Source organism: Pseudomonas sp. PDM15 (assembly GCF_014851565.1).
Classification (GTDB): Bacteria; Pseudomonadota; Gammaproteobacteria; order Pseudomonadales; family Pseudomonadaceae; genus Aquipseudomonas.
Genome location: NZ_JACVAA010000005.1, coordinates 249626 through 276310 on the forward strand (window position 1 = coordinate 249626; position 26685 = coordinate 276310).

The following is a 26685-nucleotide window of genomic DNA, read 5'->3' on the forward strand; positions in this document are numbered from 1 at the left end:
GCCCGCCACCGCCAAGGATTTGCCATGAAAAACCACAGCTTTCTGCGCATGACTGCCCTTTCCTTCCTCACTGGAAGCCTGATCTTCAGCAGCGCTCTCAGCCACGCCGACGACACTGAAATCTTCTTTAGCAGCCCCGACACCAGTGTCGACACAGCCAAGCCCAACGTACTGTTCATCCTAGACAACTCCGGCTCGATGAACTGGGGCCTGACTGACAACAACAACGCTACAGGCGGCAACAAGTCACGCCTTACAGTACTCAAGGAGTCCTTCACCGACATCTTGGGCAACACCAGCGGTATTAATGCAGGGATCATGGTGCTCAACTCGCGCAGCGAGTATGGCAGCAGCCGCTTCATGTACCCGGTCACCGATATCGACCAGACCGTTCCCTCCAGCAATACAGTACAGGCCAACAACTCAGGAATCATGGTCTCCGGTGATGACGCCACACAGACCACAAGTCCTCTAGGAGGAGCTGTTATCGACGCACCATCTCTACTGATGGGACAGATAACTACCAGCACTACGGTAGCCGGCAGCGCTATCAGCACACTGGCGACCAATGGCATCTATTTCCGTAAGACCGTAAGCGGAAACGACTATGCCTGCCGCATGAGCGCCTCGGGCCTGACCCGTACAGCCTCCTCGGCCTGTTATGGTGAAGCTACTCGCAACTCTGACAACCTGAGAACCTCCGAACTTCTGTTCCATTTTCAGGGTTTGAGCATTCCGGCCAATGCCTCCATCACCAACGCTTACATTTCCATGACGGCAAGCAATGATCGGAGCAGCAATCGCAACCCCTCCGTCTCCGTGCGTATCCAGAACAGCAAATCGCCCGCCACTCTCAACGACAGCAACCTGATTGGCAGCCGCACCTACCTCAGTCCCGACCCATCCTCAATCACGACTTCTGGCGGCTGGTCCACTGGCTACCCCGTCCAAATCAACGTGACCTCGCAAGTAACCACCCTGCTCGGCACAAGTCCTACTGCGGACCCCGTGACAGGCCTGCTTGCCCGCCTTTATGTGGGAGGCACCCGGGACTACAGCATATGCACATCCGGCACCTGCATGCCGCAGCTGGTGGTGACCTACAACACCACCTCCAGCGCGAATGAAACTCGTATGACCGCCCTGCGCTTTCAAGATGTGGCCATTCCGGCCGGCGCCACCGTCACTTCGGCCAGCATCAGCTTCGTGCCCGCGGCCACCAGTACCGGCGGCAACGCAACTTTTGAGGTGCGCGCGGAAAACGCCAGCAACGCCAGCATCTTTACTTCAGGATCGAACCTCGATACCCGCGCAAAAACCTCGCCGGTGGACTGGATCGCCCCAGACTGGATCACCACCCCAACCCCCGCCCACATCGTTGGGCCGGATGTCACCAGCCTGGTACAGAACATCGTCAGTAGTAGTGGCTGGTGCGGCAACAACGCCATGGCCTTCTACATCACACCCAAGGCCGGTAATACCCACAACCGCTCAGCCTACAGCATCGATGGTGCCGGCGGACTGCAGCCCGTACTCAATATCAGCTACACCGGAGGCAGTAGCGGCTGCATCAACCCGGTCATTGAGTTGCGCGTCAACGCCGAGAAAAACGATGCCTACGAAGACCGCAATGGCAACGTCATTGTCGCTGGCACCACGCTGCCCCTGGATCGTAACTGGCTCGCAGCCCGCTTCGAGCAGGTACGGGTCAAACGCAATGCCACCATCATGGATGCCAAGCTGCTTGTGACCCCAGCCAACACAATCGCCTCACCCAGTTTTAGCTCCACTGTCAGCGTGGAAAATGCCGACAACTCTGCCGGCTTCATTTCCGCCGACTACAACATCAACAGCCGCAGCAAGACTGCGATCGGCACCTGTACCTATAGCGCCACCAATGGCGGCTGGACCACCGGACAGGCAGTTGTTTGCGCCCCGTCCAACCTAGTCAGTAATCTGAACTCAGTATTTGCACGCTCCGGTTGGGCTGCCAACAATGCCCTGACCGTCTTCCTTGGCCAGTCGAGCGACTCTAGCCTGAACGCCGTGGCCTACGAGCAGAATCCTTCGCAAAGCATCAAGCTGCGCCTCAAGATTCAGAGTGGAGGCCTGGCCGACCAGGGTACCGTGACAGTGCGCGACGACATGGTTGCGAGCGTTAATAACATGTTCGCCGAAAGCGGCACGCCGATTGTACCAACCCTCTACGATGCGGCTAGCTATCTGCGTGACGACACGAGCAGAGCCACACCGATTACCACCTCCTGTCAGCCCACCCACATGGTGCTGCTGACCGACGGCCAGGCTAACGGCAACACCACCGATGCCAAGAACGGTATTGGTGGCATTGTCGGCGGGGCCTGCACAGGTGACGCCACCGACGATGGCGAGCAATGCGCCCGCACCCTGTCCACCTATCTGGCCAACAACGACCAACTAAGCGATCTGGCCGGCGACAACAAGGTGGTCACCCATACAGTTGGCTTTGCCCTAGACGCCAGCGGAGCCACTGCCAGCGCCAATATCAGACGATTCCTTCAGGACGTTGCAACCAATGGCGGTGGTTCCTTCAACACTGCAGAGAGTGCAGGCGAACTTACCAAGGCGTTCAACAAGATCATCGGCGAAGTGCTGGCCACCGACACCACCTTCGTCAGCGCCTCCGCACCGGTCAACACCTTCAACCGCCAGGACAACAAGGACGAGCTGTACTTCTCCCTGTTCCGCCCGTCGGCCACCGACCGCTGGGTCGGCAATCTCAAGCGCTACCGCATGGATACAAGCAGCGGCCTGGCAGTCATTGTCGACCGCGACGGCAGCCCCGCCATCGACACCAACTCGGGCTACTTCAAAACCACAGCCCGCAGCTGGTGGACACCCACCAGCGTGGTGGATGGCAGCTTGGTAGCCGCCGGAGGAGCTGCCTCCAAGCTACCTACGCCGGACAGCCGCAATCTGCTAACCAATGTAACCACCGGCAGCAATACACTGAGCCCAATCTCCATCGACAATACCAATCTGACGCAGGCCAAACTGGGAGCCAGCAGTGCCACCGAGCGCGAGCAGCTGATTACCTACATTCGCGGCACCAGCAGCGGAGTGGAGCGCAAATCCGTAGGCGACCCCATCCACGCCACGCCCAGCCTGGTCACCTACAGCTGCCGAACCTTTACTAGCGGCGTCTGCACCGACGAAAACCAGAGCGCCATAATCGGCACCAACGAAGGCTTCGTGCAGATGTTCGATACCCGCACGGGAGAAGAGCAATTCGCCTTCATGCCCGAAGCGCTGTTACCCAACATCAAGCGCCTGATGTCCGATAAGCCCAGCTCTGAGCACAGCACCCAGAGCCACCCTTACGGCATGGATAACACCGTCTCCATCTGGAGCAACGATGTCGATCTGGACGGCACGATCGAGACCAGTGACGGTGACTTTGTCTACGCCTACGCTACCATGGGCCGCGGCGGGCGTGACATTTATGCCCTCAATATCACCAATCCGACCTCACCTACCCTGCTGTGGAAAATCTCCGGAGGTTCCACCAGCGGCTTCACTCGCCTAGGCCAAACCTGGTCAGCGCCAGTGAAAACCAAGATCAAGATAGGCACTGCCATCACCGACGTATTGGTCTTCGGCGGGGGGTATGACCCGGATCAGGACAACGCCACCGTGCGCACTATCGATGACCAGGGCAATGCCCTCTATATCGTCAACGCCCGTACCGGTACGCTGATCTGGTCGGCAACCCCGGAGAATGGCTTCTCCTCGATGCAATACAGCATCCCCAGCGGAGTCGCCGTGATCGGTCTACAAACCGATACCAACGGCAAGGCGTATGTCGATCCGGACGGCCTGGCCGGACAGATCTTTGTCGGCGATATGGGTGGCCAAATCTGGCGCTTCCATGTTCACAATGGTGTGTCCGGCAGCGGTCTGGTCACTGGCGGGATCTTTGCCAGTGTGGCCGGCAGTGATGCAGCTAATGCACGTCGCTTCTACCATGAGCCTGAAATTGCCTTGGCCACCGTGCGCAACCAGGCGAACCTGACCGTTAGCATTGGTTCCGGCTATCGTGGCCACCCGTTGAACAAGGTCATCCAGGACCGCTTCTATTCCTTCCGCACCGAGAATCTGAATAGTGTCGGCGGCATCCTGAACGAGGCAGACCTCTACGACGCCACTCCGCTGTCCACTGCCACGGACGATCAAATAGACGACCTGCTGGAGGAAAGCGGTTGGTATATCCGCCTGACCCGTAGCGGCGAGAAGGTCCTATCGCGTCCTCTGATCGTCGGGGGCGAGCTGTTCTACAACACCTACGAACCTGAAGTCGCCCAGAACGCTTGTAAGGCAGCCCCCGGCACCACCCGCGCTTATCGGGTCGACCTCCTGACTTCAGTCGCTATCAATACGACTCGTGACCTAGTCACTCAGGGTAGTAGCCTTCCATCCAACCCGCAGCTTTACTGCAAAGGCAATGCCTGCTGGGCCTACAACGACCCTTCTCAGCTGGTTGGCGATGGTGGCGGCTCCATCAGCGAGTGCGATAGCGCTGCAAACCCGGAGAAATGTCGCTGCGAAAAAGCCGCGCAGGGCCTCTGTTTCTGGATGCCTAGCACCCCCCGTACCTACTGGACTGACGAGCCGGAAAATTGAGAACCGCCAATATGAAGAAACAGACAGGCTTTACTCTGGTCGAGCTAATGATCACCATTACGATCATCGCCATCCTCAGTGCAATAGCTCTGCCGGCTTATCAAGACTACATAGAGAGGGCTGAGTGCGAGGACGGAAAATCCATACTGACCGGGGCGGCCAACTTCATGGAACGTTACCGGGCACAGAACAGTGGCAGCTACAGCAATGCCGACATTGATGATTTTGGCAGCAGCAGCACCAACTTTTCGATAGCTATTGATAACCTGAGCGCCACCAGCTACAGCATCACCGCCAGTACCACAGGGGCCAGCCGCATCAGCGGAAACCTGACACTGAATGAAGCGAACGCGCGTGGCGGATCACTGGCTGGGACATGCTCTTGGTAGAAGCAGAAAAGCCGCCCCAGGGCGGCTTTTTGATGCGCACTCTGGCTCCACTAGAGCGCTTTTACACGCAGCTCCTTCGGCATTGAGAAAGTCACATTCTCCGGTCGCCCCTCCAGTTCCTCAGCTCCTACCGCGCCCCACTCACGAAGCTGTGCAACTACGCCGAGCACCAACACTTCTGGTGCAGAAGCCCCGGCAGTGATCCCAATACGCGACTTACCCTCAAACCACTCCTGCCGGAGATCCTCTGCTCCATCAATTAAATAAGCCGGCGTATTCATGCGTTCGGCTAGCTCGCGCAAGCGGTTGGAGTTGGAGCTATTGGGGCTGCCGACCACCAGTACCACGTCACACTCGCCAGCCAGCTGCTTCACCGCATCCTGGCGGTTCTGAGTGGCGTAGCAGATATCGTCCTTACGCGGCCCACCAATGGCAGGGAATTTGATACGCAAAGCGTCAATGACCTTGCTGGTATCGTCCATCGACAGAGTAGTCTGGGTGACGAATGCCAGATTCTCGGGATTGTGCACCACAAGGGCCGCCACATCTGCTTCGTCTTCTACCAGATAGATAGCGCCGCCATTGCGGGCGTCGTACTGGCCCATGGTGCCTTCGACTTCCGGATGGCCCTCGTGGCCGATGAGGATGCACTCTCGGCCGTCGCGGCTGTAGCGCGCGACTTCCATATGGACCTTGGTCACCAGCGGGCAGGTTGCGTCGAAGACCTTGAGGCCGCGGCGCTCGGCTTCCTGGCGCACGGCCTGGGAGACACCGTGGGCGCTGAAGATGACGATTGTGTTGTCCGGCACCTGGTCCAGCTCTTCGACGAACGCGGCGCCACGGGCGCGCAGATCCTCGACCACGAACTTGTTATGTACCACTTCGTGACGCACGTAGATCGGTGCTCCGAACACTTCCAGGGCGCGATTGACGATCTCGATGGCGCGATCGACACCGGCGCAGAAGCCGCGGGGGTTGGCGAGTTTGATTTGCATGCTGGGGATCTCGGCGCGCGCTGAAAGCGATGGGGAGAGTGTACGCCTCTCCCCGAGAGGGGTCAGGCCTGGCGAACTTCGACGATTTCCACGTCGAAGCTCAGGGTCTTGCCGGCCAGGGGATGATTGAAGTCGACGGTCACCTGCGCGTCGTCGAACGCCTTGACCACGCCCGGCAGCTCGGCATTGGCGGCATCGTTGAAGATCACCAGCAGGCCCTCGGACAGCTCCATGTCGGCGAACTGGCTGCGCGGCATGACCTGCACATTCTGCGGGTTGGGCTGACCGAAGGCGTTCTCCGGCTCGATCTGCAGGCTGCGCTTGTCGCCAGCCTTGAAGCCATAGAGCGCGACCTCGAAGCCCGGCAACAGGTTGCCATCACCGACCTTGAAGGTGGCCGGCTGCTTGTCGAAGGTGCTATCGACCACATCGCCGTTGGCCAGCTTGAGGGCGAAATGCAGGGTGACTTCCTTGTCCGGGCCAATGCGTTGCTCAGTCATGGGCGGGCTCTCCGGACTTCTTGCTCTTGAACATATCCAGCGCCAGCATCACGGCGCCGACGGTGATGCCACTGTCGGCCAGGTTGAAGGCCGGGAAATGGTGGCGGTCCTGCCAGTGCACCAGGATGAAGTCGACCACGTGGCCGAGCACGATGCGGTCGTACAGGTTGCCCAGCGCGCCGCCGAGGACCATGGCCAGGGCAATGGCCAGCCAGGTCTCGTCACTCTTGAGGCGCTTCATCCACACCACCAGCACGGCGCTGACGCCCAGTGCGATGGCGGCGAAGAACCAGCGTTGCCAGCCGGACTCGCCGGCCAGGAAGCTGAAAGCGGCGCCACGGTTATAGACGTGGACCCAGTCGAAATAGCCATCGATCACCGTGACCCGCTGTCCGTATTCCAGCACCTGCAACACGATCTGCTTGCTGCCCTGATCGAGGACGAACACCAGCACGGCGAGCCATAGCCAGGCCAGACGACCGAAACGCGAGGCATCAGACATGCTTGCGTACCTCGCCTGCACCCTCGATGTTGCTCACGCAGCGCTGGCACAGCTCAGGATGGGCCGCATTGCTGCCCACGTCGGCGCGGAAGTGCCAGCAGCGACCGCACTTGGCGTGGGCCGACTTGACGATCTTCAGCTTCAGGCCAGGAACCTCGGTGGCCACGGCATCGGCTGGCGCATCGGCAAGCGGCGCGACGGCGGCGGCAGAGGTGATCAGGGCGAAGCGCAGTTCGTCGTCGAGCTTGGCCAGGGACTGCAGCAGGGACTCGTCGCCGTACAGAGTGACCTCGGCCTGCAGGTTGCCGCCGATGGCCTTGCTGTTGCGCAGGTTCTCTAGCTCCTTGTTCACCGCGGCGCGCACGGCGGTGAGCTGATCCCAGTAGGCACGATCCAGCTCGAAGCCTTCCGGCAGGCGGTCGAGGCCTGTGTACCAGGTATTGAGCATGACCGACTCGTTGCGCTCGCCCGGCAGGAACGACCAGATCTCGTCGGCGGTGAAGGCCAGGATCGGTGCGACCCAGCGCACCAGAGCCTCGGCGATGTGGTACTGCGCGCTCTGGCAGGAGCGGCGCGCAGCGCTGTCGGCAGCGGTGGTGTACTGACGGTCCTTGATCACGTCCAGATAGAAGCCACCCAGCTCCTGCACGCAGAAGTTGTGCACCTTCGAGTAGACGTTCCAGAAGCGATATTCGCCGTAGGCCTCGATGACTTCGGCCTGCAGTCGCGCGGTGGCGTCGACCGCCCAGCGATCCAGGTCGAGCAGTTGCTCCGCCGGCAACAGGTGCTTGGCCGGGTCGAAATCGCCCAGGTTGGCCAGCAAGAAGCGCATGGTATTGCGGATACGCCGGTAGGCATCGGCGCTGCGCTGCAGGATGACCTTGGACACGGCCATCTCGCCCGAGTAATCGGTGGAGGCGACCCACAGGCGCATAATGTCGGCGCCCAGGCTGTCGTTGACCTCCTGTGGGGCGACGACGTTGCCGAGGGACTTGGACATCTTGCGACCGTTCTCGTCGACCACGAAACCGTGGGTCAGCAAGGCCTTGTACGGCGCGTGACCGTCGATGGCGCTACCGGTCAGCAAGGAGGAATGGAACCAGCCGCGGTGCTGGTCGGAACCTTCCAGGTACAGGTCGGCGCGCGGTCCCTGTTCGTGGCCCATGGGGTGCGAGCCACGCATCACGTGCCAGTGGGTGGTGCCGGAATCGAACCAGACATCCAGGGTGTCGCTGATCTTGTCGTACTGATCGGCTTCATCACCGAGCAGCTCGGCGGCGTCCAGCTTGAACCAGGCCTCGATGCCTTGTTGTTCGACGCGCTTGGCGACCTCCTCCATCAGCTCGACGGTGCGCGGGTGCAACTCACCGCTGGCCTTGTCGAGGAAGAACGGGATAGGCACGCCCCAGTTGCGCTGACGCGAGATGCACCAGTCCGGGCGCCCGGCGATCATGCTGTGCAGGCGCGCCTGGCCCCAGGCCGGGACGAACTCGGTCTGTTCGATGGCCGCCAGGGCACGCTCGCGCAGCGTAGCACCTTCGCTCGGCGCCTTATCCATGCCGACGAACCACTGCGCGGTGGCGCGGTAGATCAGCGGAGTCTTGTGCCGCCAGCAGTGCATGTAGCTGTGCTGAATGGCTTCGTGCTTGAGCAGTGCACCGACTTCGCCGAGCTTGGCGACGATGGCCGGGTTGGCCTTCCAGATGAACTGGCCGCCGAAGAACGGCAGGTCGCTGACGTACACACCGTTGCTCTGCACCGGGCTGAGGATGTCGTCGTTGTGCATGCCGTACTGCTTGCACGAACGGAAGTCGTCCTCGCCATAGGCCGGGGCGGAGTGGACGATACCGGTACCGGCGCCCAGCTCGACGTACTCGGCCAGGTAGACCGGGGCGAAACGCTCATAGAACGGATGGCGGAAGCGGATGTTTTCCAGCGCGGCACCGACAGCGGTGGCAACCACTTCGCCCTGCAGGCCGTAGCGAACCAAGCAGCTCTCGACCAGCTCCTCGGCCAGCAGCAGCAACTTGTCGCCGACGTCGACCAGGGCGTAGGTGAACTCCGGGTGCACGTTGAGCGCCTGGTTGGCCGGAATGGTCCAGGGCGTGGTGGTCCAGATGACGATGCTGGCCGGCTTGGCCAGCTCACTGAGGCCGAAGGCGGCGGCCAGCTTGGCGGCGTCCTCTACGGCGAAGGCCACGTCAATGGCATCGGACTTTTTGTCCTGGTACTCGACCTCGGCTTCGGCCAGGGCCGAGCCACAGTCGAAGCACCAGTTGACCGGCTTCAGGCCCTTGAACACGAAGCCCTGCTTAACCATCTCGGCCAATGCGCGGATCTCGCCGGCCTCGTTGGCGAAGTCCATGGTCTTGTACGGATTGTTCCACTCACCCAGTACACCGAGGCGGATGAAGTCGGCCTTCTGCCCTTCGATCTGCTCGCCGGCATAGGCCCGGCAGCGCTCGCGGGTCAGGTCGGACGGCTGGTTCTTGCCGAAGGTGGTCTCGACCTTGTGCTCGATCGGCAGGCCGTGGCAGTCCCAGCCCGGCACGTAGGGGGCGTCGAAGCCGGCCAGGGTCTTGGAACGGGTGATCATGTCCTTGAGGATCTTGTTGACCGCGTGACCGATGTGGATGCTGCCGTTGGCATAGGGCGGGCCGTCGTGCAGGACGAACTTCGGCCGGGTCTCGCCAAGCTTCCGCAGCTTCTGGTACAGGCCAATGCTGTCCCAGCGTGCCAGTGTCTCCGGCTCGCGCTGCGGCAGGCCGGCTTTCATCGGGAAGGCAGTATCCGGAAGGTTCAGCGTGGCTTTGTAGTCGGTCATCTCAGGCTCTTTGATCAATCAAGCGGTTGGCCAAGCCAGTAGGCCCGGGCGGCGGAGACATCCGCGTCTATCGCCGTCTTCAGCGCCTCCAGGGAGGCAAAACGCTGCTCATCACGCAGCTTGTGGTGGAACTCCACCGTCAGACGCTGGCCGTAGAGATCGCCAGCGTATTCCAGCAAATGCACTTCCAGATGCGGGCTGCCATCGCCGGCCACGGTCGGCCGCTGACCGATGTTGGCCACGCCGTGGAAACGGTGCCCCTCGTGCAGCGCGGTCACCAGAAACACCCCGCGCAGCGGCGGCTTGCGCCGTTTCAGCTGCACATTGGCGGTGGGCGTGCCGAGCTGGCGGGCCAGCTTCTGACCATGCAGCACGCGGCCGGCCAGGGCATAGGGACGCCCCAGCAGGCGTTCGGCCAGCTCCAGCTCACCGGCCTGCAGGGCCTCACGCACACGGGTACTGCTGACGCGCTCGCCATCCAGCTCCACGGTCAGCGCCGCCTCGACGCTGAAGCCATGCCGCTCGCCGGCCTGGACCAGGAAGGCGAAATCGCCAGTGCGGCCGGAACCGAAGCGGAAGTCGTCACCGACCTCCAGATGCTTCACATGCAGCCCATCCACCAACACCTGACGCACGAACTCGTCAGCCGACAGCTCGCGCAGGCGGCGGTTGAAAGCCAGGCACAGCACCCGGTCGACACCCTGGGCGGCCAGCAGCTCGAGCTTCTCGCGCAGCCGAGTGAGACGGGCCGGCGCAGTGTCCGGGGCGAAGAATTCCCGCGGCTGCGGCTCGAAGATCACCACGCAGCTCGGCACGCCCAGCTCGATGGCGCGCTCACGCAGGCGCGCCAGGATGGCCTGGTGACCACGGTGCACGCCATCGAAATTGCCGATGGTGGCAACGCATCCCTGGGTCAGGGGTAGCAGATTGTGGAGGCCTCGGACCAGCTGCATAGCGCACTTCTTGCTTACAAAGTGGTCGATTATACGCACAGGCGACTGGCGGCGACAGGCAGTGTGTCAGCCGCCTGGCGCGTCAGTGAATGGCGCGGCGGGCGAAGTCGCGCGGACGAAAGCCGAGCAACAGCAATAGGCCGAAATAGGTCACCGCACCTGCCGCCACCAGCACGCCCAGACGCAGCAGCCGCGGCAGCATGCCACCCTCCCCCCAGGCCGGCATATGGTGCATCACCAGCAACAGCACGGCCGTCATCGCCAGCACCGCCAGCACCAGCTTGACCAGGAACTTCGGCCACCCCGGCTGCGGCTGATACATGCGCTTGCTGCGCAACTGCCAGTAGAGCAACCCGGCATTGAGGCAGGCGGCAAGACTGATGGACAGGGCCAGACCGGCATGCTGCAGCTCGAAAACGAAGACGAACAGGGCGTTCATCACCTGGGTCGCCAGCAGGCTGACGATGGCTATGCGCACCGGCGTCTTGATGTTCTGCTGGGCGTAAAAGCCCGGCGCAAGGATCTTCACCAGGATCAGCGGTAGCAGGCCGACCGAATAGGCGACCAGCGCCCGCTCGGCCATCTGCGAGTCGAAAGCGGTGAACTTGCCATACTGGAACAGCGAGACCACCAGCGGCTCGGCGATGATGGCCAGCGCCAGGGTGCATGGCAGCGCCAGCAGCAGGCACAGGCGCAGCCCCCAGTCGAGCAGCTTGGAGTACTCCTCGCGATCGGCGCTGGCGTAGGTCTTGGCCAGTGCCGGCAGCAGGATGGTGCCCAGCGCCACACCGAGCACGCCGGAGGGCAGCTCCATCAGGCGATCCGCGTAATACATCCAGGAAACCGAGCCGGCGACCAGGAACGACGCGAAGATGGTGTTGATGATCAGCGAGACCTGCCCCACCGACACCCCGAAGATCGCCGGCCCCATCTGCTTCAGCACCCGCCATACGCCGGTATCGCGCAGGCTCAAGCGCGGCAGCACCAGCATGCCGGTCTTCTTCAGTGCCGGCAGCTGCCAGAGAAACTGCGCCAGGCCACCGACCAGCACCGCCCAGCCCAAGGCCATGATCGGCGGATCGAAATACGGCGCGAGCCAGACGGTGAAGACGATCATGCTGACATTCAGCAGGGTCGGCACGAAGGCCGGCACCGAGAAGCGGTTCCAGGTGTTGAGTACCGCACCGACCAGCGACGACAGCGAGATCAGCAAGATATAGGGGAAGGTCACCCGCAGCAGGTCGACGGTCAGGGCGAAACGCTCCGGCTCATCGGCGAAGCCTGGTGCACTGACCCAGACGATCCAGGGTGCGGCAAGAATGCCGAGCAAGGTCACCAGCGCCAGCACCAGGCTTAGCAGGCCGGCGATATAGGCCAGGAACGTACGGGTCGCCTCCTCGCCCTGCTGGGTCTTGTACTCCGCCAGGATCGGCACGAAGGCCTGGGAGAACGCGCCTTCGGCGAAGATACGGCGCAGCAGGTTCGGCAACTTGAAGGCCACGACGAATGCGTCCGATGCCACGCCGGCACCGAAGATGCGCGCGATGAGAGTGTCGCGAACGAAACCCAGCACGCGGGAAACCATGGTCAGGGAGCTGACGGCGGCCAGGGACTTGAGCAGATTCATGAAGTCTCGACGATCCGAAAGGCCGGGCACGGGCAGCCGGCACATGAAGGCGAGGAGTGTAACCAGCCACCGCTGGTCAGACCAGCCAATCAAGGCACTTCCGCACTTGACAGGCGCGCGACGCATCGGCATGATTCGCGGCCTTATTTGTTGCTATCCCCCTAGTTTTCGAGGAGCTTGACGGTGGCCAATACACCTTCTGCCAAAAAACGCGCCAAACAGGCTGAGAAGCGTCGTAGCCATAACGCCAGCCTGCGCTCCATGGTCCGTACCTACATCAAGAACGTGGTCAAGGCTATCGACGCCAAAGACCTCGAAAAGGCTCAGACCGCCTACACCCTGGCTGTTCCGGTCATCGACCGCATGGCCGACAAGGGCATCATCCACAAGAACAAGGCCGCTCGCCACAAGAGCCGCCTGAACGGTCACATCAAGGCCCTGGCTACCGCCGCCTGATTGATCTGTTCTTGAAAAGACCGGCCTCAGGGCCGGTTTTTTATTGCCCGCGATTCGACCAGGCATGAAAAAGCCGGAGCAAGCTCCGGCTTTTTTGCTTACTGCGCCGCCCAGGGCAGGATCGGAATGGCCGTCACCGCATTCTGCGGACTGCCCTCGATCACCCGATCGCTGTACACCAGGTAAACCAGGGTATTGCGCCCTTCATCGAAGAAGCGCACCACCTGCATGGTCTTGAATACCAGCGAGGTGCGCTCTTTGAACACCTCCTCGCCATCCTTCAGCTTGTCGGTAAAGCGAATCGGCCCGACCTGGCGACAGGCGATCGACGCCTCGGCACGATCCTCGGCCAGACCCAGGCCACCCTTGACCCCACCGGTCTTGGCCCGCGACAGGTAGCAGGTCACACCCTCCACCTTCGGATCATCGAAGGCCTCGACCACGATCTTGTCGTTCGGACCGACCCACTTGAACACCGTGGAGACCTCACCGATCTCTTCCGCCCGCGCCACCAGCGGCAGCACCAGGCACGCAGCCAGCAATCCCTTCGCAATGCGCATAGCGCGATCTCCTCAGACCAGAATCAGATTATCCCGATGCACCAGTTCCGGCTCGTCGACATAGCCCAGCAGCTTCTCGATGGCATCGGAAGGCTGACCGACGATCTTCTGCGCCTCCAGGGCGCTGTAGTTGGCCAGTCCGCGCGCGATCTCGCGCCCGTCCGGACCAACACAGACCACCATCTCGCCACGCCGGAAACTGCCCTGCACTTCGCGCACGCCAACCGGCAGCAGACTCTTGTGATCGACAGCCAAGGCTTTTACCGCCCCCGCATCCAGCACCAGCGTGCCACGGGTCTGTAGATGCCCGGCCAACCACTGCTTGCGCGCAGCCAGCATGCCGCGCTCAGGCGCCAGCAGGGTACCCAGGCGCTCGCCCGCCTTGAGGCGATCCAGCACGCGCTCGATACGCCCACCGACGATCACCGTATGCGCACCGGAACGCGCCGCCAGGCGCGCCGCACGCAGCTTGGTCTGCATGCCACCACGCCCCAGCGCACCGCCGGTACCGCCCGCCACCGCATCCAGCGACGGATCATCGGCGCGCGCTTCGAAAATCAGCTGCGCATCGGGATTGTGCCGCGGGTCGGCATCGAACATGCCGTCGCGGTCGGTGAGGATCACCAGCAGATCGGCCTCCACCAGGTTGGCCACCAGCGCCGCCAAGGTGTCGTTGTCACCGAAACGGATCTCGTCGGTGACCACCGTGTCGTTCTCGTTGATCACCGGCACGACACCAAGATCGACCAGCGTGCGCAGGGTGCTACGCGCATTCAGGTAGCGCTTGCGATCAGACAGATCGTCGTGAGTCAGCAGCACCTGAGCGGTGTGCTTGCCATGCTCGGCAAAGCTGGACTCCCAGGCCTGCACCAGCACCATCTGGCCAATGGCCGCCGCCGCCTGCAGCTCATGCATCGCGCTCGGTCGCGCCGACCAACCCAGCCGACTCATGCCCGCCGCCACCGCGCCGGACGACACCAGCACCAGCTCCACGCCCGCCTCGCGCAGGGCGACCATCTGCTCGACCCATACCGCCATGGCGGAACGATCCAGACCACGCCCATCGGCGGTCAGCAGCGCACTACCGATCTTCACCACCCAGCGCTGCGCGCCGGTCACCTTGTCCCGCATGATGCCCTCTACCCCAAGCCAGTCAGCACAACGCCGCTATAAAGCGGCGCTGCACGATACCTATTGTCAGTCCCGAACGTAAATGATCTCGGGACCGTCTTCGTCATCCTCGAAGTCATCCCAGTCATCGTCGTCACCGACATCATCGACGCTCTTCAGACCAGCCTTACGCAGCGCACGCTTGTCGTCCAGCGCCTGCAGGCGAGCACGCGCCTCATCCTCGATGCGGCGATCCAGCTCCGCCAGCTCTGCGGCAAACGCCGGCTCTTCGGCAATGCGAATGGCACGCTCATCCATGTAGCGCATGATCGCCTGACTCAGCGCCTCGGTACCCTCACTCTCCAGCGCGGAGATGACGAATACCGGACCCTTCCAGTCGAGGCGCTCGACCACCGCACGCATGCGCTCTTCTCGCTCGTCGTCGAGCAGCTGATCGCACTTGTTCAGCACCAGCCAGCGCTCGCGCTCGGCCAGCGCCGGACTGAATTTCTCCAGCTCGCTGATGATGACCTCGGCAGCATCGGCCGGGTCGCTCTGATCCAGCGGCGCCATGTCCACCAGATGCAGCAGCAGACGAGTGCGCGCCAGGTGCTTGAGGAAGCGAATACCCAGGCCAGCACCCTCGGACGCCCCCTCGATCAGACCCGGAATGTCGGCGATCACGAAGCTCTTGTAGCGACCGACACTGACCACGCCCAGATTCGGCACCAGGGTGGTGAAGGGGTAATCGGCAACCTTCGGCTTGGCCGCGGAGACCGAGCGAATGAAGGTACTCTTGCCGGCATTCGGCAGACCCAGCAGACCGACATCGGCCAGCACCTTCAGCTCCAGCTTGAGGTCACGCTGCTCACCCGGCTTGCCCGGCGTGGTCTGGCGCGGCGCCCGGTTGGTGCTGGACTTGAAACGGGTGTTACCCAGGCCATGCCAGCCACCCTGAGCCACCATCAGGCGCTGACCAGGCTTGGTCAGATCGCCAATGACCTCCTGGGTCGTCGCATCGATGATCGTGGTACCAACCGGCACCGGCAGGATCAGATCCTCACCCTTGGCGCCCGTGCACTCGGTACTGCCACCCTTCTCGCCATTACGCGCATTGAAGCGGCGGGTATAGCGGTAGTCGACCAGGGTATTGAGATTCTCGTCGGCCTCCATGAACACGGAGCCGCCGTCACCGCCGTCGCCGCCGTTGGGACCACCCTTCTCGATGAACTTCTCGCGACGGAAGCTCATCATGCCGTTGCCGCCGTCGCCGGCTTTTACAAATATCGAAACTTCGTCGACGAATTTCATTAGGGTTGCCTCCCACCGCAGCGGCGGGCCAGTGAACTCAGGAATACAGGATACACAGAAACAAAAAAGCCCCGTCGCGAGACAGGGCTTTTTCAGCAAACGCGACCTTAGGCGGTCACGATGCTCACGTAACGGCGGTTGAACTCGCCCTTCACGTCGAACTTGATCACGCCGTCGACTTTCGCGAACAGGGTGTGATCCTTGCCCATGCCAACGCCGTAGCCAGCGTGGAACTGGGTGCCGCGCTGACGCACGATGATGTTGCCGGCCTTGATGACCTGACCACCGTACATTTTCACGCCAAGGCGTTTACTTTCTGAGTCGCGGCCGTTACGAGTACTACCGCCAGCTTTTTTGTGTGCCATGAGTCATAGCTCCTAAAAAGGGATCAGGCCTGAATGCCGGTGATCTTGATTTCGGTGAACCACTGACGGTGGCCCTGACGCTTCATGTGGTGCTTACGACGGCGGAACTTGATGATGGTCACTTTGTCGTGACGGCCTTGGGAGACCACTTCAGCAACAACCTTGGCACCATCGACCACCGGAGCGCCGATTTTCACGTCGTCACCGTTGCCAACCAGCAGAACGCGGTCGAAAGTCACGGATTCGCCGGTAGCGATTTCCAGCTTCTCGACCTTGAGGAATTCACCTTCGGCGACTTTGTACTGCTTGCCACCGGTAACAATTACTGCGTACATGGATTTTTCTCCGTTAAACCTGCTCACCCGACTCTTTATAGGAAGAGTTATTGGCCGGCATGGCTGCATGGGGCCGGAACTGACGCCCGTGCAATTGCGTAAGGCAGGGAGTGCCCATAGAAGTTTGGGGCCGCGATTGTACGGAAAGCCAAGAGCAGAGGCAAGCCCCGCCAGGCCTTGCCTTGACAGCCCATAACCCGCCCCATAGCATGCCGCGCAGCCCGGTCCGGCCCTGTCCGACCCGCCATTTCGCCGCCCTCCGCCCTGCGAGGCAGCCGGCCCCGTTCCAGGAGCTCCCCTCACCGATGCAAGCCCAGGCCTTCCACAGCGTGGTCGCGGACGATTTCACCGCCGTCGACGGCATTATCCGCCAACAGCTGAAGTCCCACGTGCCTCTGGTGGAGAAGATCGGCGACTACATCATCTCGGCCGGCGGCAAGCGTCTGCGCCCGTTGCTGGTACTGCTCAGCGGCAAGGCCCTGGGCTATCAGGCCGACGATCTGCGCCTGCTGGCTGCCACCATCGAGTTCCTGCACACCGCCACCCTGCTGCATGACGACGTGGTCGACATGTCCGGCATGCGCCGTGGCCGCGCCACCGCCAACGCCCAGTGGGGCAACGCGCCGAGCGTGCTGGTCGGCGACTTCCTCTATTCACGCTCGTTCGAGATGATGGTCGAACTCGGCTCCATGCCGGTGATGCGCATCCTCTCGCGCGCCACCCGGGTGATCGCCGAGGGCGAAGTCCTGCAGTTGTCCAAGGTACGCGACGCCAGCACCACGGAAGAGACCTATATGGAGGTCATCCGAGGCAAGACCGCCATGCTGTTCGAGGCCTCAACCCACAGCGCTGCGGCCCTGGCCGGCAGCGGCGAAGCGCAGAGCGAGGCGCTGCGCCACTTCGGCGACCACCTGGGTATCGCCTTCCAGCTGGTGGACGACCTGCTCGACTACCAGGGCGATGCAGCCACCCTCGGCAAGAACGTCGGTGACGACCTGGCCGAAGGCAAGCCGACCCTGCCACTGATCTATACCATGCGCGAAGGCAGCGCCGAACAGGCCGCTTTGGTGCGCACCGCGATCCAGAAAGGCGGCATCGAGGACCTGGAAAGCATACGCGCCGCCGTGCAGGCCTCGGGCTCGCTGGACTACACCGCCAACCTGGCCCGCGAGCATGCCGAGAAAGCCATCGCCTGCCTCGACGCCCTGCCGGACAATGCCTACCGCGACGCCCTGATCGAACTGAGCCGCTTCGCCGTCGCCCGCACTCACTGAGTCAGTGCACCATCCAAAAGAGCTCGTCCCTGCGACGGGCTTTTTATTGCCCGACAAAAGGTGCGATTGAGGCTTGCTATTTCGATAATAGGAATTATTCTCATATCCACCAAATGGACGACAAGGAGATGAGCCATGACCTATCTGATCGACGCCTGGCTGGATCGCCCGCACCCCTACCTGCGCATTCTCAATCGCGAGACGGGCGAGGTATGCGCCGTGCTGGAAGAGGAAGCCATTGGCGAGCTTCGAGATCAGGGTGATCTCGACCTGGCCAGCCTCAACTCATGCGAGCCCGGGGCCTTAAAGGAGCTGGTACGCGGCCTGTTCCTGTTCTGCTATGCGCGGGCACTGCGACCGCAGGGCGAGCTGCACTGAGCGACGCTCGACGAGGACGACCAACGCAGGTCGGCCTCGCCGGCAAGCCCGGCACCAGGGAGGATGCCGGGAGACACGCGGAGCAATGATGCTCTCGCAGGTGCCCGGACCGGTCAGGACGACCAGCCGGGCATCGCCTCTTACAGGATGTCGAGCAGCTCGACGTCGAACACCAGCACGCTGTGCGGCGGAATGCTGCCGGCAGCCTGGCCACCATAGGCCAGCTCGCTCGGTACATGCAGGCGCCATTTGCTGCCGGTATTCATCAGCTGCAGGGCTTCGACCCAGCCGGCGATCACACCACCCACCGGGAATTCGGCCGGCTGGCCACGCTCGTAGGAGCTGTCGAACACGGTGCCGTCGATCAGCGTGCCATGGTAGTGGGTACGGACGTGATCCTCGCGGGACGGCTTGGCGCCCTCGCCAGCCACCAGCACTTCGTACTGCAGGCCGGACGGCAGCACGGTCACGCCTTCACGCTTGGCGTTCTCGACCAGATACTCGCGACCGGCACCGGCAGCGGCTTCAGCCTTGGCGGCGGCCTCGGCCTGCATCACTTCGCGGATCACCCGGAAGCTGGCGTTCAGCGCTTCGGGGGAAACCTGGCTGGGCTGGCCATTGAAGGCGTCACGCAGACCGGCCACGATGGCCTCCAGGCTGGCACCGGGCGGCGGGTTGTCACGCAGCTGGTCGCCCAGTTGGCGGCCGATGCCATAGCTCACACGGGTTTCGTCGGTAGACAGGTTGAGTTCGGACATCGCCGGGCTCCAGATGGGGGTCGAAAAAGGCCGGCCAGACTAGCACAGCCATCCACAAACGAAACCGCCCGGACGTCTCGCAACAACCGGGCGGCTGGTACGGCTCGACGACTCAGTGATCGTGCTTGGTCAGCTTGTCCAGATAGCCCATGGCAAAGGCCGAGACCACGAACGCCATGTGAATGATCACGTACCACTTCAGATAGATCGGCTCAATGTTCTGCGCATTCATAAAGACCTTGAGCAGGTGAATGGAAGAGATGGCCACGATGGAGGCGGCCACCTTCATCTTCAGCGAGCCGGAATCCATCTTGCCCAGCCAGTTGAGCTTCTCCTTGCCCTCATCGATATCCAGCTGGGACACGAAGTTCTCGTAGCCGGAAATCATCACCATCACCAGCAAACCGCCGACCAGGGCCATGTCGATCAGCGACAGCAGCACCAGAATCAGGTCAGCCTCCGCCTTCTCAAACACATGCGGAAGGATATGAAAGATCTCCTGGAAGAACTTCAACGCCAACGCCAGTAGGGCCAACGAAAGACCGAAATAGATTGGCGCCAGCAACCAGCGCGAGGCGTACATCGCGTTCTCGATAAAGCGTTCCATGTTGTCTCGCCGAGTAGAAAAACTGGTCGCGAGTATACCCAGCCAGCCCTTGCGGGCAAGGCGACAAACGTTGCTGATTTTTTATCCCCGCTTACTGTGGATAACCTTGTGGGCAGGCGCGGGAAAGATGGCTGCACTCCACTTGTCGCGGGAGGTCGTAACGGGTTGGGCAAAAAGCGTTCAGTCGAACGCTCAGCTTTCCGGGCGGAACTGATAGTCGCCCAGATGACGGCAGCGCTCGCCGTTGAGCTTGCGCAGCTCGGCGCGCAGATGCAGGCACCAGATCATCGGCTCGGTGCAAGGCTCATAGCCTTGCACCGCCAGGCACTGAGCGATCGAATCGAGCACCGCTTCGGCCACCAAAGGCCCGTGGAATGGGCCTTGCGCCTTGATCGCCGAAGGTTGCGCGGCGGACATACCAGCCGCGCACAACAGCGTCCACAGACCTCGCCCGCCGGCCAGCGGACGAATCTCGCATTCGATGCGGGTAGTCAGGCCGAGGCACTGACGGGTGAGACAGAGGCTGCGCGGCATGACGGCGGTCCTCGCAAGGTCTGGCTTTCAGCCTACACCCCGGCGCGCCGATTCGGGAAGGTAAAAGTTATCCCCGCGCTTTGTGGATAACTCTGTGGATGGAGCGGGGGAAAACCGGCTGCGACGACGCCCGCTGCGGGCGTCGTCGGAATGCGCAGTGACTGACCAGTTGTCGCGCGACTGTCGGCGTCACTCCTTGGACGTTTTGGCCGCCGGCTTGGCCCGAGTCTTCACTTCCTTGATCTTCGGCTCCTTGTCCTTCTCGTCCTCCTCCAGGCCCATCTCGGCGATGCTGCGCAGACGCTCCACCACCCGCGCGTTGACGCTGCCCTTGGGGAACTGGCCCTTGGCATCCGGCGCGCCAGCCGGCTCGCCCAGCAGCAGGCCGAGCGCCTCGTCGACATGGCGCACGGCATAGACATGGAACTGGCCATTGCGCACCGCCTGCAGCACCCGCTCGTCGAGCATCAGGTTGCTGACGTTGGAGTGCGGGATGATCACCCCCTGCTCGCCGGTCAGGCCGCGGGCCTCGCACAGGCGGAAGAAGCCTTCGATCTTCTCGTTGACCCCACCGACCGCCTGCACCTCGCCGAACTGGTTGATCGAGCCGGTGATGGCGAAGCACTGCCTGAGCGGCGTGCGCGACAGGGCGGAGATCAGTGTGCAGACCTCGCCCAGCGAAGCACTGTCGCCATCCACGTAACCGTAGGACTGCTCCAGAGCGATGCTGGCGGAAATCTCCAGGGGGAATTCCTGGGCATAGCGACTGCCGAGGAAGCCGGTGACGATCATCACCCCCTTGGAGTGGATCGACTGGCCCAGGCTGACCTCGCGCTCGATATCGACGATTCCCGAGCCGCCCGGATAGACGGTGGCGGAAATGCGCGCCGGCACGCCGAAGGCCGAGTCGCCGACCTGCAGCACGGTCAGACCGTTGCACTTGCCCACCGCCGAGCCGCTGGTATCGATCAGGATGATGCCGGCCAGCATGTCGTCGATGATCCGCGCCGAGACCCGCCCGGTACGGTCGGACTTGGCCTTCAGCGCCCGCTCGATATGGCCGACGTCGGTGGTCGCATCATTGGCCAGCTGGCGCACGAAGTCGGCCTCGCTGACCAGCTGGAACAGGTCGCCGATGCGCGCCGACAGGCGCCCCTGGTGCTCGGCCAGGCGCGCACTGTAGGTCGCCAGGCGCGCCACCGCGGCAGCCGTCAGCGGCGCCATGCCCTCCTCCGAGGTGCGGGTCTTGAGCAGTTGGGCGAACTGTTCGAGGCTGTCGTCGGCGACCGGGATCTCCTCGTCGAAGTCAACCAGCACGCGGAACATCTCCTGGAAGTCGGAATCCAGGTCCTGCAGCGTGTAATACAGCTGGCGCGAGCCGATGATGATGACCTTGAGCTGCAGCGGGATCAGCTGCGGGGTCAGGGTCACGGTGGCGATGCGGCCGAGGTCGCCCAGCGGCGACTCCATCTTCAGCTGGCGCGAGTGCAGGGCGCGCTTGAGCGCGTCCCAGACGAAGGGTTCGCTGAGCAGCTTCTCCGCCTCGACGATCAGGTAGCCACCGTTGGCCCGGTGCAGCGCGCCCGGGCGCAGCTGGCGGTAGCTGGTGTAGAGCGCACCCTGGTCGGTGTTGTATTCGATGCGGCCAAACAGGTTGTCGTAGGTCGGGTGCGACTCGAACACCACCGGCGCGCCGCCATCGGCGTGATGGCCGACCACCAGGCTGGGGCTGTACTGCTCCTCGAGCATCTCGCGGCGCTGGGCATCCGGCTTGTCGTCCAGCAACTGGTCGACCACCGTCTTCAGCAGGTTGACCTGCACCGCCTGCAGATAGGCGCAGACCCCGGCATTCTCCGCGTACTGCTCGCACAGCGGCGCCAGCAACGGCTGCAGGGCCAGGGTGATGGTTTCCTCATTGAGCTGGCGCAGCTGGTTGCTGGTCTCGCGCTTCCATTGCGGCAGGCTGGCCAGGCCCTCGTTGAGGCGTTCCTCCAGCTCGGAGATGTCCTCGTGGAAACGCTCGCGCTCGGCCTCCGGCAGCTGGGCGAAGTCCGCCTCGTCCAGGGCCTTGCCATCCTTCATCGGGGTGAAGGCGATGTTGCTGCTGTCGCGATACAGGGCGACATCCTTCTCCAGCGCCAGCTTCTCGATCAGATCCAGGGCCTTGTCGTAGCGCTGGTTGAAGACGCGATCGATAGCGCTCTTCTTCTGCTGGTAGGTGGGCGTCTCGAACACTGCCGGGAAGGTCGCCAGCAGGTTGTCGATCAGGTGGCCGATATCGGCGATGAAGGCCGCCGCGGTGCCGGCCGGCAATTCCAACGCGCGAGGCTCGCGCGGCTCATCGAAATGGTTGACGTAAACGCGGTCCACCGGCGTGGCCTGGCGCTTGGCCTCGGCCTTGAGATAACGCTGCACGAACGAGAAGCGACCGGTGCCCGGCTCGCCCATGACATACACGTTGTAGCCCGGCCGCGGCATCGCCACGCCGAACTGCAATGCCTCCACCGCGCGCTCCTGGCCGAGCACGCCGCGGAAAGGTTCGAGATCATCGGTGGTGGTGAAGTTGAACTGGTCGGGGGCGCAGGGGCGGGTCAGGGCATCGGGCGCCAGACGCAGGCTGGCAGCGAAGGATTCGGGCATCGGAAGTCCTTGTCGAAGCGGGCTAGCCGCGAGATGGAGCCATTCTGGCGCCGCCTCGGCGCCGCTGGCAAGGCGCGCGTCAGACGCCGACGCGGGCGGCGCAGGCCAGGCAGAACTCCGCCGCCGGCAGGGCCTGCAAGCGCGCCTGCTCGATCTGCTCGCCACAGCGCTGGCACTGCCCGTAACTGCCATCAGCTAGGTGCAACCGGGCCAGCCCGACCAGGCGCAAACCCGCCTGCGCCTCGGCCAGCAGGGCATGCAACACCTCGTCGTTCTGCCGCTCGGCCGCCTGTTCGGCGAAATCCGCGCTGCGCTGCAGGCCGAGATCGTGTTGAATGGCATTGGCGCGACGGCTGTACTCGTCGTACAGCCTGTCCAGCGCGGCGTGGGGGTCGAAACTGGTCATGGCGACGCTCCAGATTACCTCACCCTTCAGTGTGGCCCGTCACCAGCGCCCTGCACTGCCCGACTCAAGCTTTTCCGCGCACCTGAGCCCAGTCCAGGCCGAAGCGCGCCAGGTACTTGCGCAGACGATCAGCGTCGTTGGCCTTGGCCTTGGCCTGGCGAGACACCTGAAACAGGCGCCGCCCGGCTTCGGACAGGCTGGCACTTTCGCGACATAACGCGATCACCGCCTGCAGCTGAAGACGATCAAACAGGTCGATATCAACCACCTGCTCACCCAGCACGCCCTGCAGGTAGTCCTGCCGCGTCTGCCCCCCCCAGGCGAGGCGCAAACGCACAATCTCCTCCTCGACCTGGGCCTCGTCGATCCGTCCACTGTCGGCCAGGGTGGCCATGCGCGTGATAGATGCAGACAGCTCGCGGAAGTTGCCCTGCCAAGCCGCCTCGGAGGAGCCGGCAAAGGCGAGGTAACGGCGCCTTGCCTCCAGATTGAAGCGCACCAGACGGCCCTGCTCGCGCGCATGCCGCTCCAGCTCGAAGTCTATGTTCGGCTCGATGTCTTCGCGGCGCCCGGCCAGCCCCGGCAACGCGAAAGTCCAAAGGTTGATCCGGGCGTAAAGATCCTCGCGAAACAGTCCTTCCGCCACGCGCTCGCGCAGGTCGCGATGAGTACCGGCAATCAACTGGAAGGCGCTCTCTACCTCCTTGTCCGAACCCAACGGAAAGAAGCGTTTTTCCTCGATGGCCTTGAGCAACATGGCCTGCTCATCCAGACCGAGCTCGCCTATTTCGTCGAGGAACAGCATGCCGCCGTCGGCAGCCCGCAGTAGCCCCTCTCGCGCATTCTGCGCACCGGTGAAGGCGCCCTTACTGTGACCGAACAAGGCCGACATGGCGCCATCGCCGCGCAGGGTCGCGCAGTTGACCTCGACGAAACGGCCATCGACCTGATGCCGGCTGCGCTTGAGCTCGTACACCCGACGCGCGAGGAAGGACTTGCCGGCACCGGTCGGGCCGATCAGCAGCATCGGTGCGGTCGAGCGCACCGCCACCCGCTCGATCTGCTCGATGGAGCGATTGAAGGCCGCGTTGCGCGTAGCTATGCCGGATTTGAGAAAGGCCAGCCCCTCCAGACGCTCGCGCTGGAAGCGGCTGGCGATACGGTCGTAGCGCGACAGATCGAGATCGATCAGCGCATGGGTACCGGTGACCTCCTGCTGCGGATCGCGGCGCCGCGCCGGCGAGGTCTGCACCAGGCGCGCCGGCAGATAGCGCGCCTCGGCCAGCAGGAACCAGCAGATCTGCGCCACGTGAGTCCCGGTGGTGATATGCACCAGGTAGTCCTCCCGCTCGGTATCGAAGGGGTAGGCGGCGACGAAGTCATGCAGCGCCGCGTAGACCTCCTCGAAATCCCAGGGGTCGAGCAACGTCATCGGACGCAGGCATACCTCCGTCTCCGGCGAGACCTGGCCAATATCGGCGGCTATACGTTCGGCCAGCCCGACGTCGCGCGCATCCGGGCCGTGAATCAGTTCCAGCCGGTCGATCAGCAGGTCCGGCTGCTGGCACAGACCGACACTGGGCCGCCACTTGCTCCAGCGATTGGCCCCCTTGCCGACTCGGTCGAGGGTGGAGCCGAGAAAGCCAATGGCAACGGTTTGCTTGCGGGACATGTTCATTTCCCAGATCACACTGAAATCACTATCCTAAAAGATAAATAGATATCCATGAATCTATAAAATCAAAATTCATATAGCTAAAAATGAGGCGGCAAAAATCATAGGAATAGATTTATCCCCTTTAATTTCAATAGCTTGAAAGAACTCAAAGCCGCTAAAAACAAACCTGGCACAGCCACTGCAATAGTCCTGGCAAGAACGGACAACAGAGCGAGATGCCACGATGGCCAACATAAAATTGTTCAACACCCGCGATGCCCTCCTGCCGGCCAGCGACACGCTGAACCATGAGCAGGCTCCGGCTTACGCTTACCACCCCAAGCACAAGCTGGCCCAACTCGCGGCAACCGGTTGCCTGAACCAGACCTTCTACGCCGACGCCGAAACCCAACTGGGCGAGGTACTGAAACTGGTCGCCGAACTGGACGCTCGTTACGTGGCCAAGGCCGCTCTGTATGCCCGCAAGAAGGGTCATATGAAAGACATGCCAGCCCTCTTGCTGGCGGCCCTGGTTGCACAGCGCTCGAGCCTGGTGCCGGCACTGTTCGAGCAAGTGATTGATAACGGCAAGATGCTGCGCACCTTCGTGCAAATCCTGCGCAGCGGCGTGACCGGACGCAAATCGCTCGGCTCGCAACCCAAGCGCCTGGTACAGACCTGGCTGAACAGCGCCAGCGAACGCCAGCTGCTGCAGGCCGCGGTCGGCAACCAGCCGTCGCTGGCGGACGTGGTGAAGATGGTTCACCCCAAGCCGGCCGAGGCCTGGCGTGAGGCCTTCTTCGCCTGGCTGATCGGTAAGCCCGCCGATGCCGCGACCCTGCCGCCGCTGACCCGTAACCTGCTGGCGTTTCGCAGCGGTGCGAGCAGTGAGCTACCGGAGGTGCCGTTCCAGCTGCTCGGCAACGAGACGCTGAGCGCGCCGCAATGGGCCGAGCTGGCCGGACGGATGGGCTGGCAGGCACTGCGCATGAACCTCAACACCCTGGTGCGCCATGGCGCGTTCGCGGTCGAGGGCTGCGCCGAGATGGTGGCGAAGCGTCTGGCCGATGGCGAGGCGGTGGCCAAGGCGCGGGTCTACCCGTACCAGCTGCTGGCGGCCTACCGGATGACCGGCGACGGCGTGCCGATGGTGGTGCGTGAGGCTCTGCAGGATGCCCTCGAAATGTCGCTGGCCAATGTGCCGGCGCTGGGCGGCAACGTGGTGGTATGCCCGGACGTGTCCGGCTCGATGGCGAGCCCGGTGACCGGCTATCGCCAGGGTGCAACCACGGCGGTGCGCTGTATCGATGTGGCGGCGCTGGTGGCGGCGGCAATCCTGCGCAAGCAACCGCAGGCCCAGGTACTGCCGTTCGAAAACGGCGTGGTGAAAGTGGCGCTCAACCCACGCGACAGCGTGATGAGCAACGCGCAGAAGCTGGCAGCCATCGGTGGTGGTGGAACCAACTGTTCCGCCCCGCTGAAGCAGCTGGCGGACGCCAAGGCCAAGGTGGATACGCTGATCCTGGTTTCCGACAACGAATCCTGGATCGACGCCCGCCGCCGTGGCGCCACGGAAACGCTGCGCCAGTGGGAACGGATCAAGCAGCTCAACCCGCAGGCGCGGCTGATCTGCATAGACCTGCAGCCTCACGGCACTACACAGGCGCCGGACCGCGCGGACATTCTGAATGTCGGAGGTTTCAGCGACGCGGTATTCGATGTACTGGCACAGTTCGCCGCCGGAACCTTTGGCTCCGATCACTGGGTCGATGCGATCGAGAAGATGGAGATATGAGAACGCGCCCGGCCAATCGGGGCCGGGCGCACAAGATCAACGATTCGAGC

General features: G+C 62.7%; 23 protein-coding genes. 6 read left to right on the forward strand and 17 right to left on the reverse strand.

Annotation, left to right across the window (positions count from 1 at the left end; all coding sequences use genetic code 11):
• The first annotated feature begins 24 nt into the window (after nt 1-24).
• Together IB232_RS15845 and IB232_RS23565 are read left to right on the forward strand one after the other, a co-directional pair.
• Complete coding sequence (locus IB232_RS15845; protein ID WP_192399572.1) at nt 25-4659, forward strand: pilus assembly protein; 4635 nt, start codon at nt 25-27, stop codon at nt 4657-4659.
• A gap of 11 nt (nt 4660-4670) precedes the next feature.
• Entirely contained in the window at nt 4671-5048 is a 378-nt protein-coding gene (locus IB232_RS23565; RefSeq protein ID WP_192399573.1) for a type IV pilin protein, read from the forward strand.
• A 50-nt stretch (nt 5049-5098) separates the two neighbouring features.
• On the opposite strand, the gene ispH is transcribed toward IB232_RS23565, so the two are convergent.
• From ispH to murJ, 6 genes are all read right to left on the reverse strand, one after another.
• Nucleotides 5099-6043: a 4-hydroxy-3-methylbut-2-enyl diphosphate reductase gene (gene ispH, locus IB232_RS15855; RefSeq protein WP_192399574.1), complete on the reverse strand. Its 945-nt coding sequence runs from the start codon at nt 6041-6043 to the stop codon at nt 5099-5101.
• A gap of 62 nt (nt 6044-6105) precedes the next feature.
• Nucleotides 6106-6543, reverse strand: a complete 438-nt coding sequence (gene fkpB, locus IB232_RS15860; protein WP_192399575.1) for an FKBP-type peptidyl-prolyl cis-trans isomerase — start codon at nt 6541-6543, stop codon at nt 6106-6108.
• Entirely contained in the window at nt 6536-7045 is a 510-nt protein-coding gene (gene lspA / locus IB232_RS15865; protein WP_192399576.1) for a signal peptidase II, read from the reverse strand. Before lspA ends, fkpB begins: the two co-directional genes overlap by 8 nt.
• Nucleotides 7038-9869 (reverse strand): isoleucine--tRNA ligase, encoded by a 2832-nt coding sequence (ileS, locus tag IB232_RS15870; protein ID WP_192399577.1) that lies wholly within the window; start codon nt 9867-9869, stop codon nt 7038-7040. Before ileS ends, lspA begins: the two co-directional genes overlap by 8 nt.
• A 14-nt stretch (nt 9870-9883) precedes the next feature.
• Entirely contained in the window at nt 9884-10822 is a 939-nt protein-coding gene (gene ribF / locus IB232_RS15875) for a bifunctional riboflavin kinase/FAD synthetase (protein ID WP_192399578.1), read from the reverse strand.
• An 82-nt stretch (nt 10823-10904) separates the two neighbouring features.
• On the reverse strand, nt 10905-12449 hold the full coding sequence (murJ, locus tag IB232_RS15880; protein WP_192399579.1) for a murein biosynthesis integral membrane protein MurJ: 1545 nt from the start codon (nt 12447-12449) through the stop codon (nt 10905-10907).
• 183 nt (nt 12450-12632) lie between these two features.
• Between murJ and rpsT the strand changes: the two genes are divergently transcribed.
• Nucleotides 12633-12905 (forward strand): 30S ribosomal protein S20, encoded by a 273-nt coding sequence (gene rpsT / locus IB232_RS15885; RefSeq protein WP_068829169.1) that lies wholly within the window; start codon nt 12633-12635, stop codon nt 12903-12905.
• 98 nt (nt 12906-13003) lie between these two features.
• Here rpsT and IB232_RS15890 read toward each other — a convergent pair whose 3' ends face one another.
• The 5 genes from IB232_RS15890 to rplU all read right to left on the reverse strand — a co-directional run bounded on the left by IB232_RS15890 (nt 13004) and on the right by rplU (nt 16586).
• Entirely contained in the window at nt 13004-13465 is a 462-nt protein-coding gene (locus IB232_RS15890; RefSeq protein WP_192399580.1) for a CreA family protein, read from the reverse strand.
• Nucleotides 13466-13477: 12 nt separating this feature from the next.
• The gene (gene proB, locus IB232_RS15895; protein ID WP_192399581.1) at nt 13478-14596 is read right to left on the reverse strand and encodes a glutamate 5-kinase; all 1119 of its coding nucleotides are present in this window, start codon (nt 14594-14596) and stop codon (nt 13478-13480) included.
• A 66-nt stretch (nt 14597-14662) separates the two neighbouring features.
• On the reverse strand, nt 14663-15886 hold the full coding sequence (cgtA, locus tag IB232_RS15900) for an Obg family GTPase CgtA (protein ID WP_192399582.1): 1224 nt from the start codon (nt 15884-15886) through the stop codon (nt 14663-14665).
• A 107-nt stretch (nt 15887-15993) separates the two neighbouring features.
• On the reverse strand, nt 15994-16251 hold the full coding sequence (gene rpmA / locus IB232_RS15905) for a 50S ribosomal protein L27 (RefSeq protein ID WP_043308927.1): 258 nt from the start codon (nt 16249-16251) through the stop codon (nt 15994-15996).
• A 23-nt stretch (nt 16252-16274) separates the two neighbouring features.
• The gene (gene rplU / locus IB232_RS15910) at nt 16275-16586 is read right to left on the reverse strand and encodes a 50S ribosomal protein L21 (protein ID WP_192318580.1); all 312 of its coding nucleotides are present in this window, start codon (nt 16584-16586) and stop codon (nt 16275-16277) included.
• Nucleotides 16587-16891: 305 nt separating this feature from the next.
• Here rplU and IB232_RS15915 point away from each other — a divergent pair, with 305 nt between their 5' ends.
• On the forward strand, nt 16892-17860 hold the full coding sequence (locus IB232_RS15915) for a polyprenyl synthetase family protein (protein ID WP_192399583.1): 969 nt from the start codon (nt 16892-16894) through the stop codon (nt 17858-17860).
• Nucleotides 17861-17995: 135 nt separating this feature from the next.
• On the forward strand, nt 17996-18238 hold the full coding sequence (locus IB232_RS15920; RefSeq protein WP_137970880.1) for a hypothetical protein: 243 nt from the start codon (nt 17996-17998) through the stop codon (nt 18236-18238).
• A 140-nt stretch (nt 18239-18378) separates the two neighbouring features.
• Here the strand turns inward: IB232_RS15920 and IB232_RS15925 are convergent, their stop codons facing one another.
• The 6 genes from IB232_RS15925 to rtcR all read right to left on the reverse strand — a co-directional run bounded on the left by IB232_RS15925 (nt 18379) and on the right by rtcR (nt 24855).
• A complete protein-coding gene (locus IB232_RS15925; protein ID WP_192399584.1) occupies nt 18379-18996 on the reverse strand; it encodes an FKBP-type peptidyl-prolyl cis-trans isomerase in 618 nt (205 codons plus the stop codon).
• Nucleotides 18997-19108: 112 nt separating this feature from the next.
• Nucleotides 19109-19603, reverse strand: coding sequence for a TIGR00645 family protein (locus IB232_RS15930; RefSeq protein ID WP_192399585.1), 495 nt, complete (start codon nt 19601-19603; stop codon nt 19109-19111).
• A 192-nt stretch (nt 19604-19795) separates the two neighbouring features.
• Nucleotides 19796-20137 carry a hypothetical protein gene (locus IB232_RS15935; RefSeq protein WP_137970877.1) on the reverse strand — a complete coding sequence of 114 codons (342 nt, stop codon included), beginning with the start codon at nt 20135-20137 and terminating at the stop codon, nt 19796-19798.
• A 189-nt stretch (nt 20138-20326) separates the two neighbouring features.
• Entirely contained in the window at nt 20327-22777 is a 2451-nt protein-coding gene (locus IB232_RS15940) for a Lon protease family protein (RefSeq protein WP_192399586.1), read from the reverse strand.
• 79 nt (nt 22778-22856) lie between these two features.
• A complete protein-coding gene (locus IB232_RS15945) occupies nt 22857-23183 on the reverse strand; it encodes a TraR/DksA family transcriptional regulator (RefSeq protein ID WP_192399587.1) in 327 nt (108 codons plus the stop codon).
• Nucleotides 23184-23247: 64 nt separating this feature from the next.
• The gene (gene rtcR / locus IB232_RS15950; RefSeq protein ID WP_192399588.1) at nt 23248-24855 is read right to left on the reverse strand and encodes an RNA repair transcriptional activator RtcR; all 1608 of its coding nucleotides are present in this window, start codon (nt 24853-24855) and stop codon (nt 23248-23250) included.
• A 229-nt stretch (nt 24856-25084) separates the two neighbouring features.
• Here rtcR and IB232_RS15955 point away from each other — a divergent pair, with 229 nt between their 5' ends.
• Complete coding sequence (locus IB232_RS15955; protein WP_192399589.1) at nt 25085-26635, forward strand: vWA domain-containing protein; 1551 nt, start codon at nt 25085-25087, stop codon at nt 26633-26635.
• Nucleotides 26636-26685 lie beyond the last annotated feature (50 nt).

What these genes read in the sequence shown, in the direction of transcription:
- IB232_RS15920 (WP_137970880.1), top strand. Translation starts at nt 17,996, where the DNA reads ATGACCTATCTGATCGACGCCTGGCTGGATCGCCCGCACCCCTACCTG.
- ispH (WP_192399574.1), bottom strand. Translation starts at nt 6,043, where the DNA reads ATGCAAATCAAACTCGCCAACCCCCGCGGCTTCTGCGCCGGTGTCGAT.
- murJ (WP_192399579.1), bottom strand. Translation starts at nt 12,449, where the DNA reads ATGAATCTGCTCAAGTCCCTGGCCGCCGTCAGCTCCCTGACCATGGTT.
- rplU (WP_192318580.1), bottom strand. Translation starts at nt 16,586, where the DNA reads ATGTACGCAGTAATTGTTACCGGTGGCAAGCAGTACAAAGTCGCCGAA.
- IB232_RS15890 (WP_192399580.1), bottom strand. Translation starts at nt 13,465, where the DNA reads ATGCGCATTGCGAAGGGATTGCTGGCTGCGTGCCTGGTGCTGCCGCTG.
- ribF (WP_192399578.1), bottom strand. Translation starts at nt 10,822, where the DNA reads ATGCAGCTGGTCCGAGGCCTCCACAATCTGCTACCCCTGACCCAGGGA.
- IB232_RS15945 (WP_192399587.1), bottom strand. Translation starts at nt 23,183, where the DNA reads ATGACCAGTTTCGACCCCCACGCCGCGCTGGACAGGCTGTACGACGAG.
- IB232_RS23565 (WP_192399573.1), top strand. Translation starts at nt 4,671, where the DNA reads ATGAAGAAACAGACAGGCTTTACTCTGGTCGAGCTAATGATCACCATT.
- IB232_RS15935 (WP_137970877.1), bottom strand. Translation starts at nt 20,137, where the DNA reads ATGCCGCGCAGCCTCTGTCTCACCCGTCAGTGCCTCGGCCTGACTACC.
- IB232_RS15925 (WP_192399584.1), bottom strand. Translation starts at nt 18,996, where the DNA reads ATGTCCGAACTCAACCTGTCTACCGACGAAACCCGTGTGAGCTATGGC.
- cgtA (WP_192399582.1), bottom strand. Translation starts at nt 15,886, where the DNA reads ATGAAATTCGTCGACGAAGTTTCGATATTTGTAAAAGCCGGCGACGGC.
- IB232_RS15845 (WP_192399572.1), top strand. Translation starts at nt 25, where the DNA reads ATGAAAAACCACAGCTTTCTGCGCATGACTGCCCTTTCCTTCCTCACT.
- IB232_RS15930 (WP_192399585.1), bottom strand. Translation starts at nt 19,603, where the DNA reads ATGGAACGCTTTATCGAGAACGCGATGTACGCCTCGCGCTGGTTGCTG.
- ileS (WP_192399577.1), bottom strand. Translation starts at nt 9,869, where the DNA reads ATGACCGACTACAAAGCCACGCTGAACCTTCCGGATACTGCCTTCCCG.
- fkpB (WP_192399575.1), bottom strand. Translation starts at nt 6,543, where the DNA reads ATGACTGAGCAACGCATTGGCCCGGACAAGGAAGTCACCCTGCATTTC.
- IB232_RS15915 (WP_192399583.1), top strand. Translation starts at nt 16,892, where the DNA reads ATGCAAGCCCAGGCCTTCCACAGCGTGGTCGCGGACGATTTCACCGCC.
- rtcR (WP_192399588.1), bottom strand. Translation starts at nt 24,855, where the DNA reads ATGTCCCGCAAGCAAACCGTTGCCATTGGCTTTCTCGGCTCCACCCTC.
- IB232_RS15940 (WP_192399586.1), bottom strand. Translation starts at nt 22,777, where the DNA reads ATGCCCGAATCCTTCGCTGCCAGCCTGCGTCTGGCGCCCGATGCCCTG.
- rpmA (WP_043308927.1), bottom strand. Translation starts at nt 16,251, where the DNA reads ATGGCACACAAAAAAGCTGGCGGTAGTACTCGTAACGGCCGCGACTCA.
- lspA (WP_192399576.1), bottom strand. Translation starts at nt 7,045, where the DNA reads ATGTCTGATGCCTCGCGTTTCGGTCGTCTGGCCTGGCTATGGCTCGCC.
- IB232_RS15955 (WP_192399589.1), top strand. Translation starts at nt 25,085, where the DNA reads ATGGCCAACATAAAATTGTTCAACACCCGCGATGCCCTCCTGCCGGCC.
- proB (WP_192399581.1), bottom strand. Translation starts at nt 14,596, where the DNA reads ATGCGGGACAAGGTGACCGGCGCGCAGCGCTGGGTGGTGAAGATCGGT.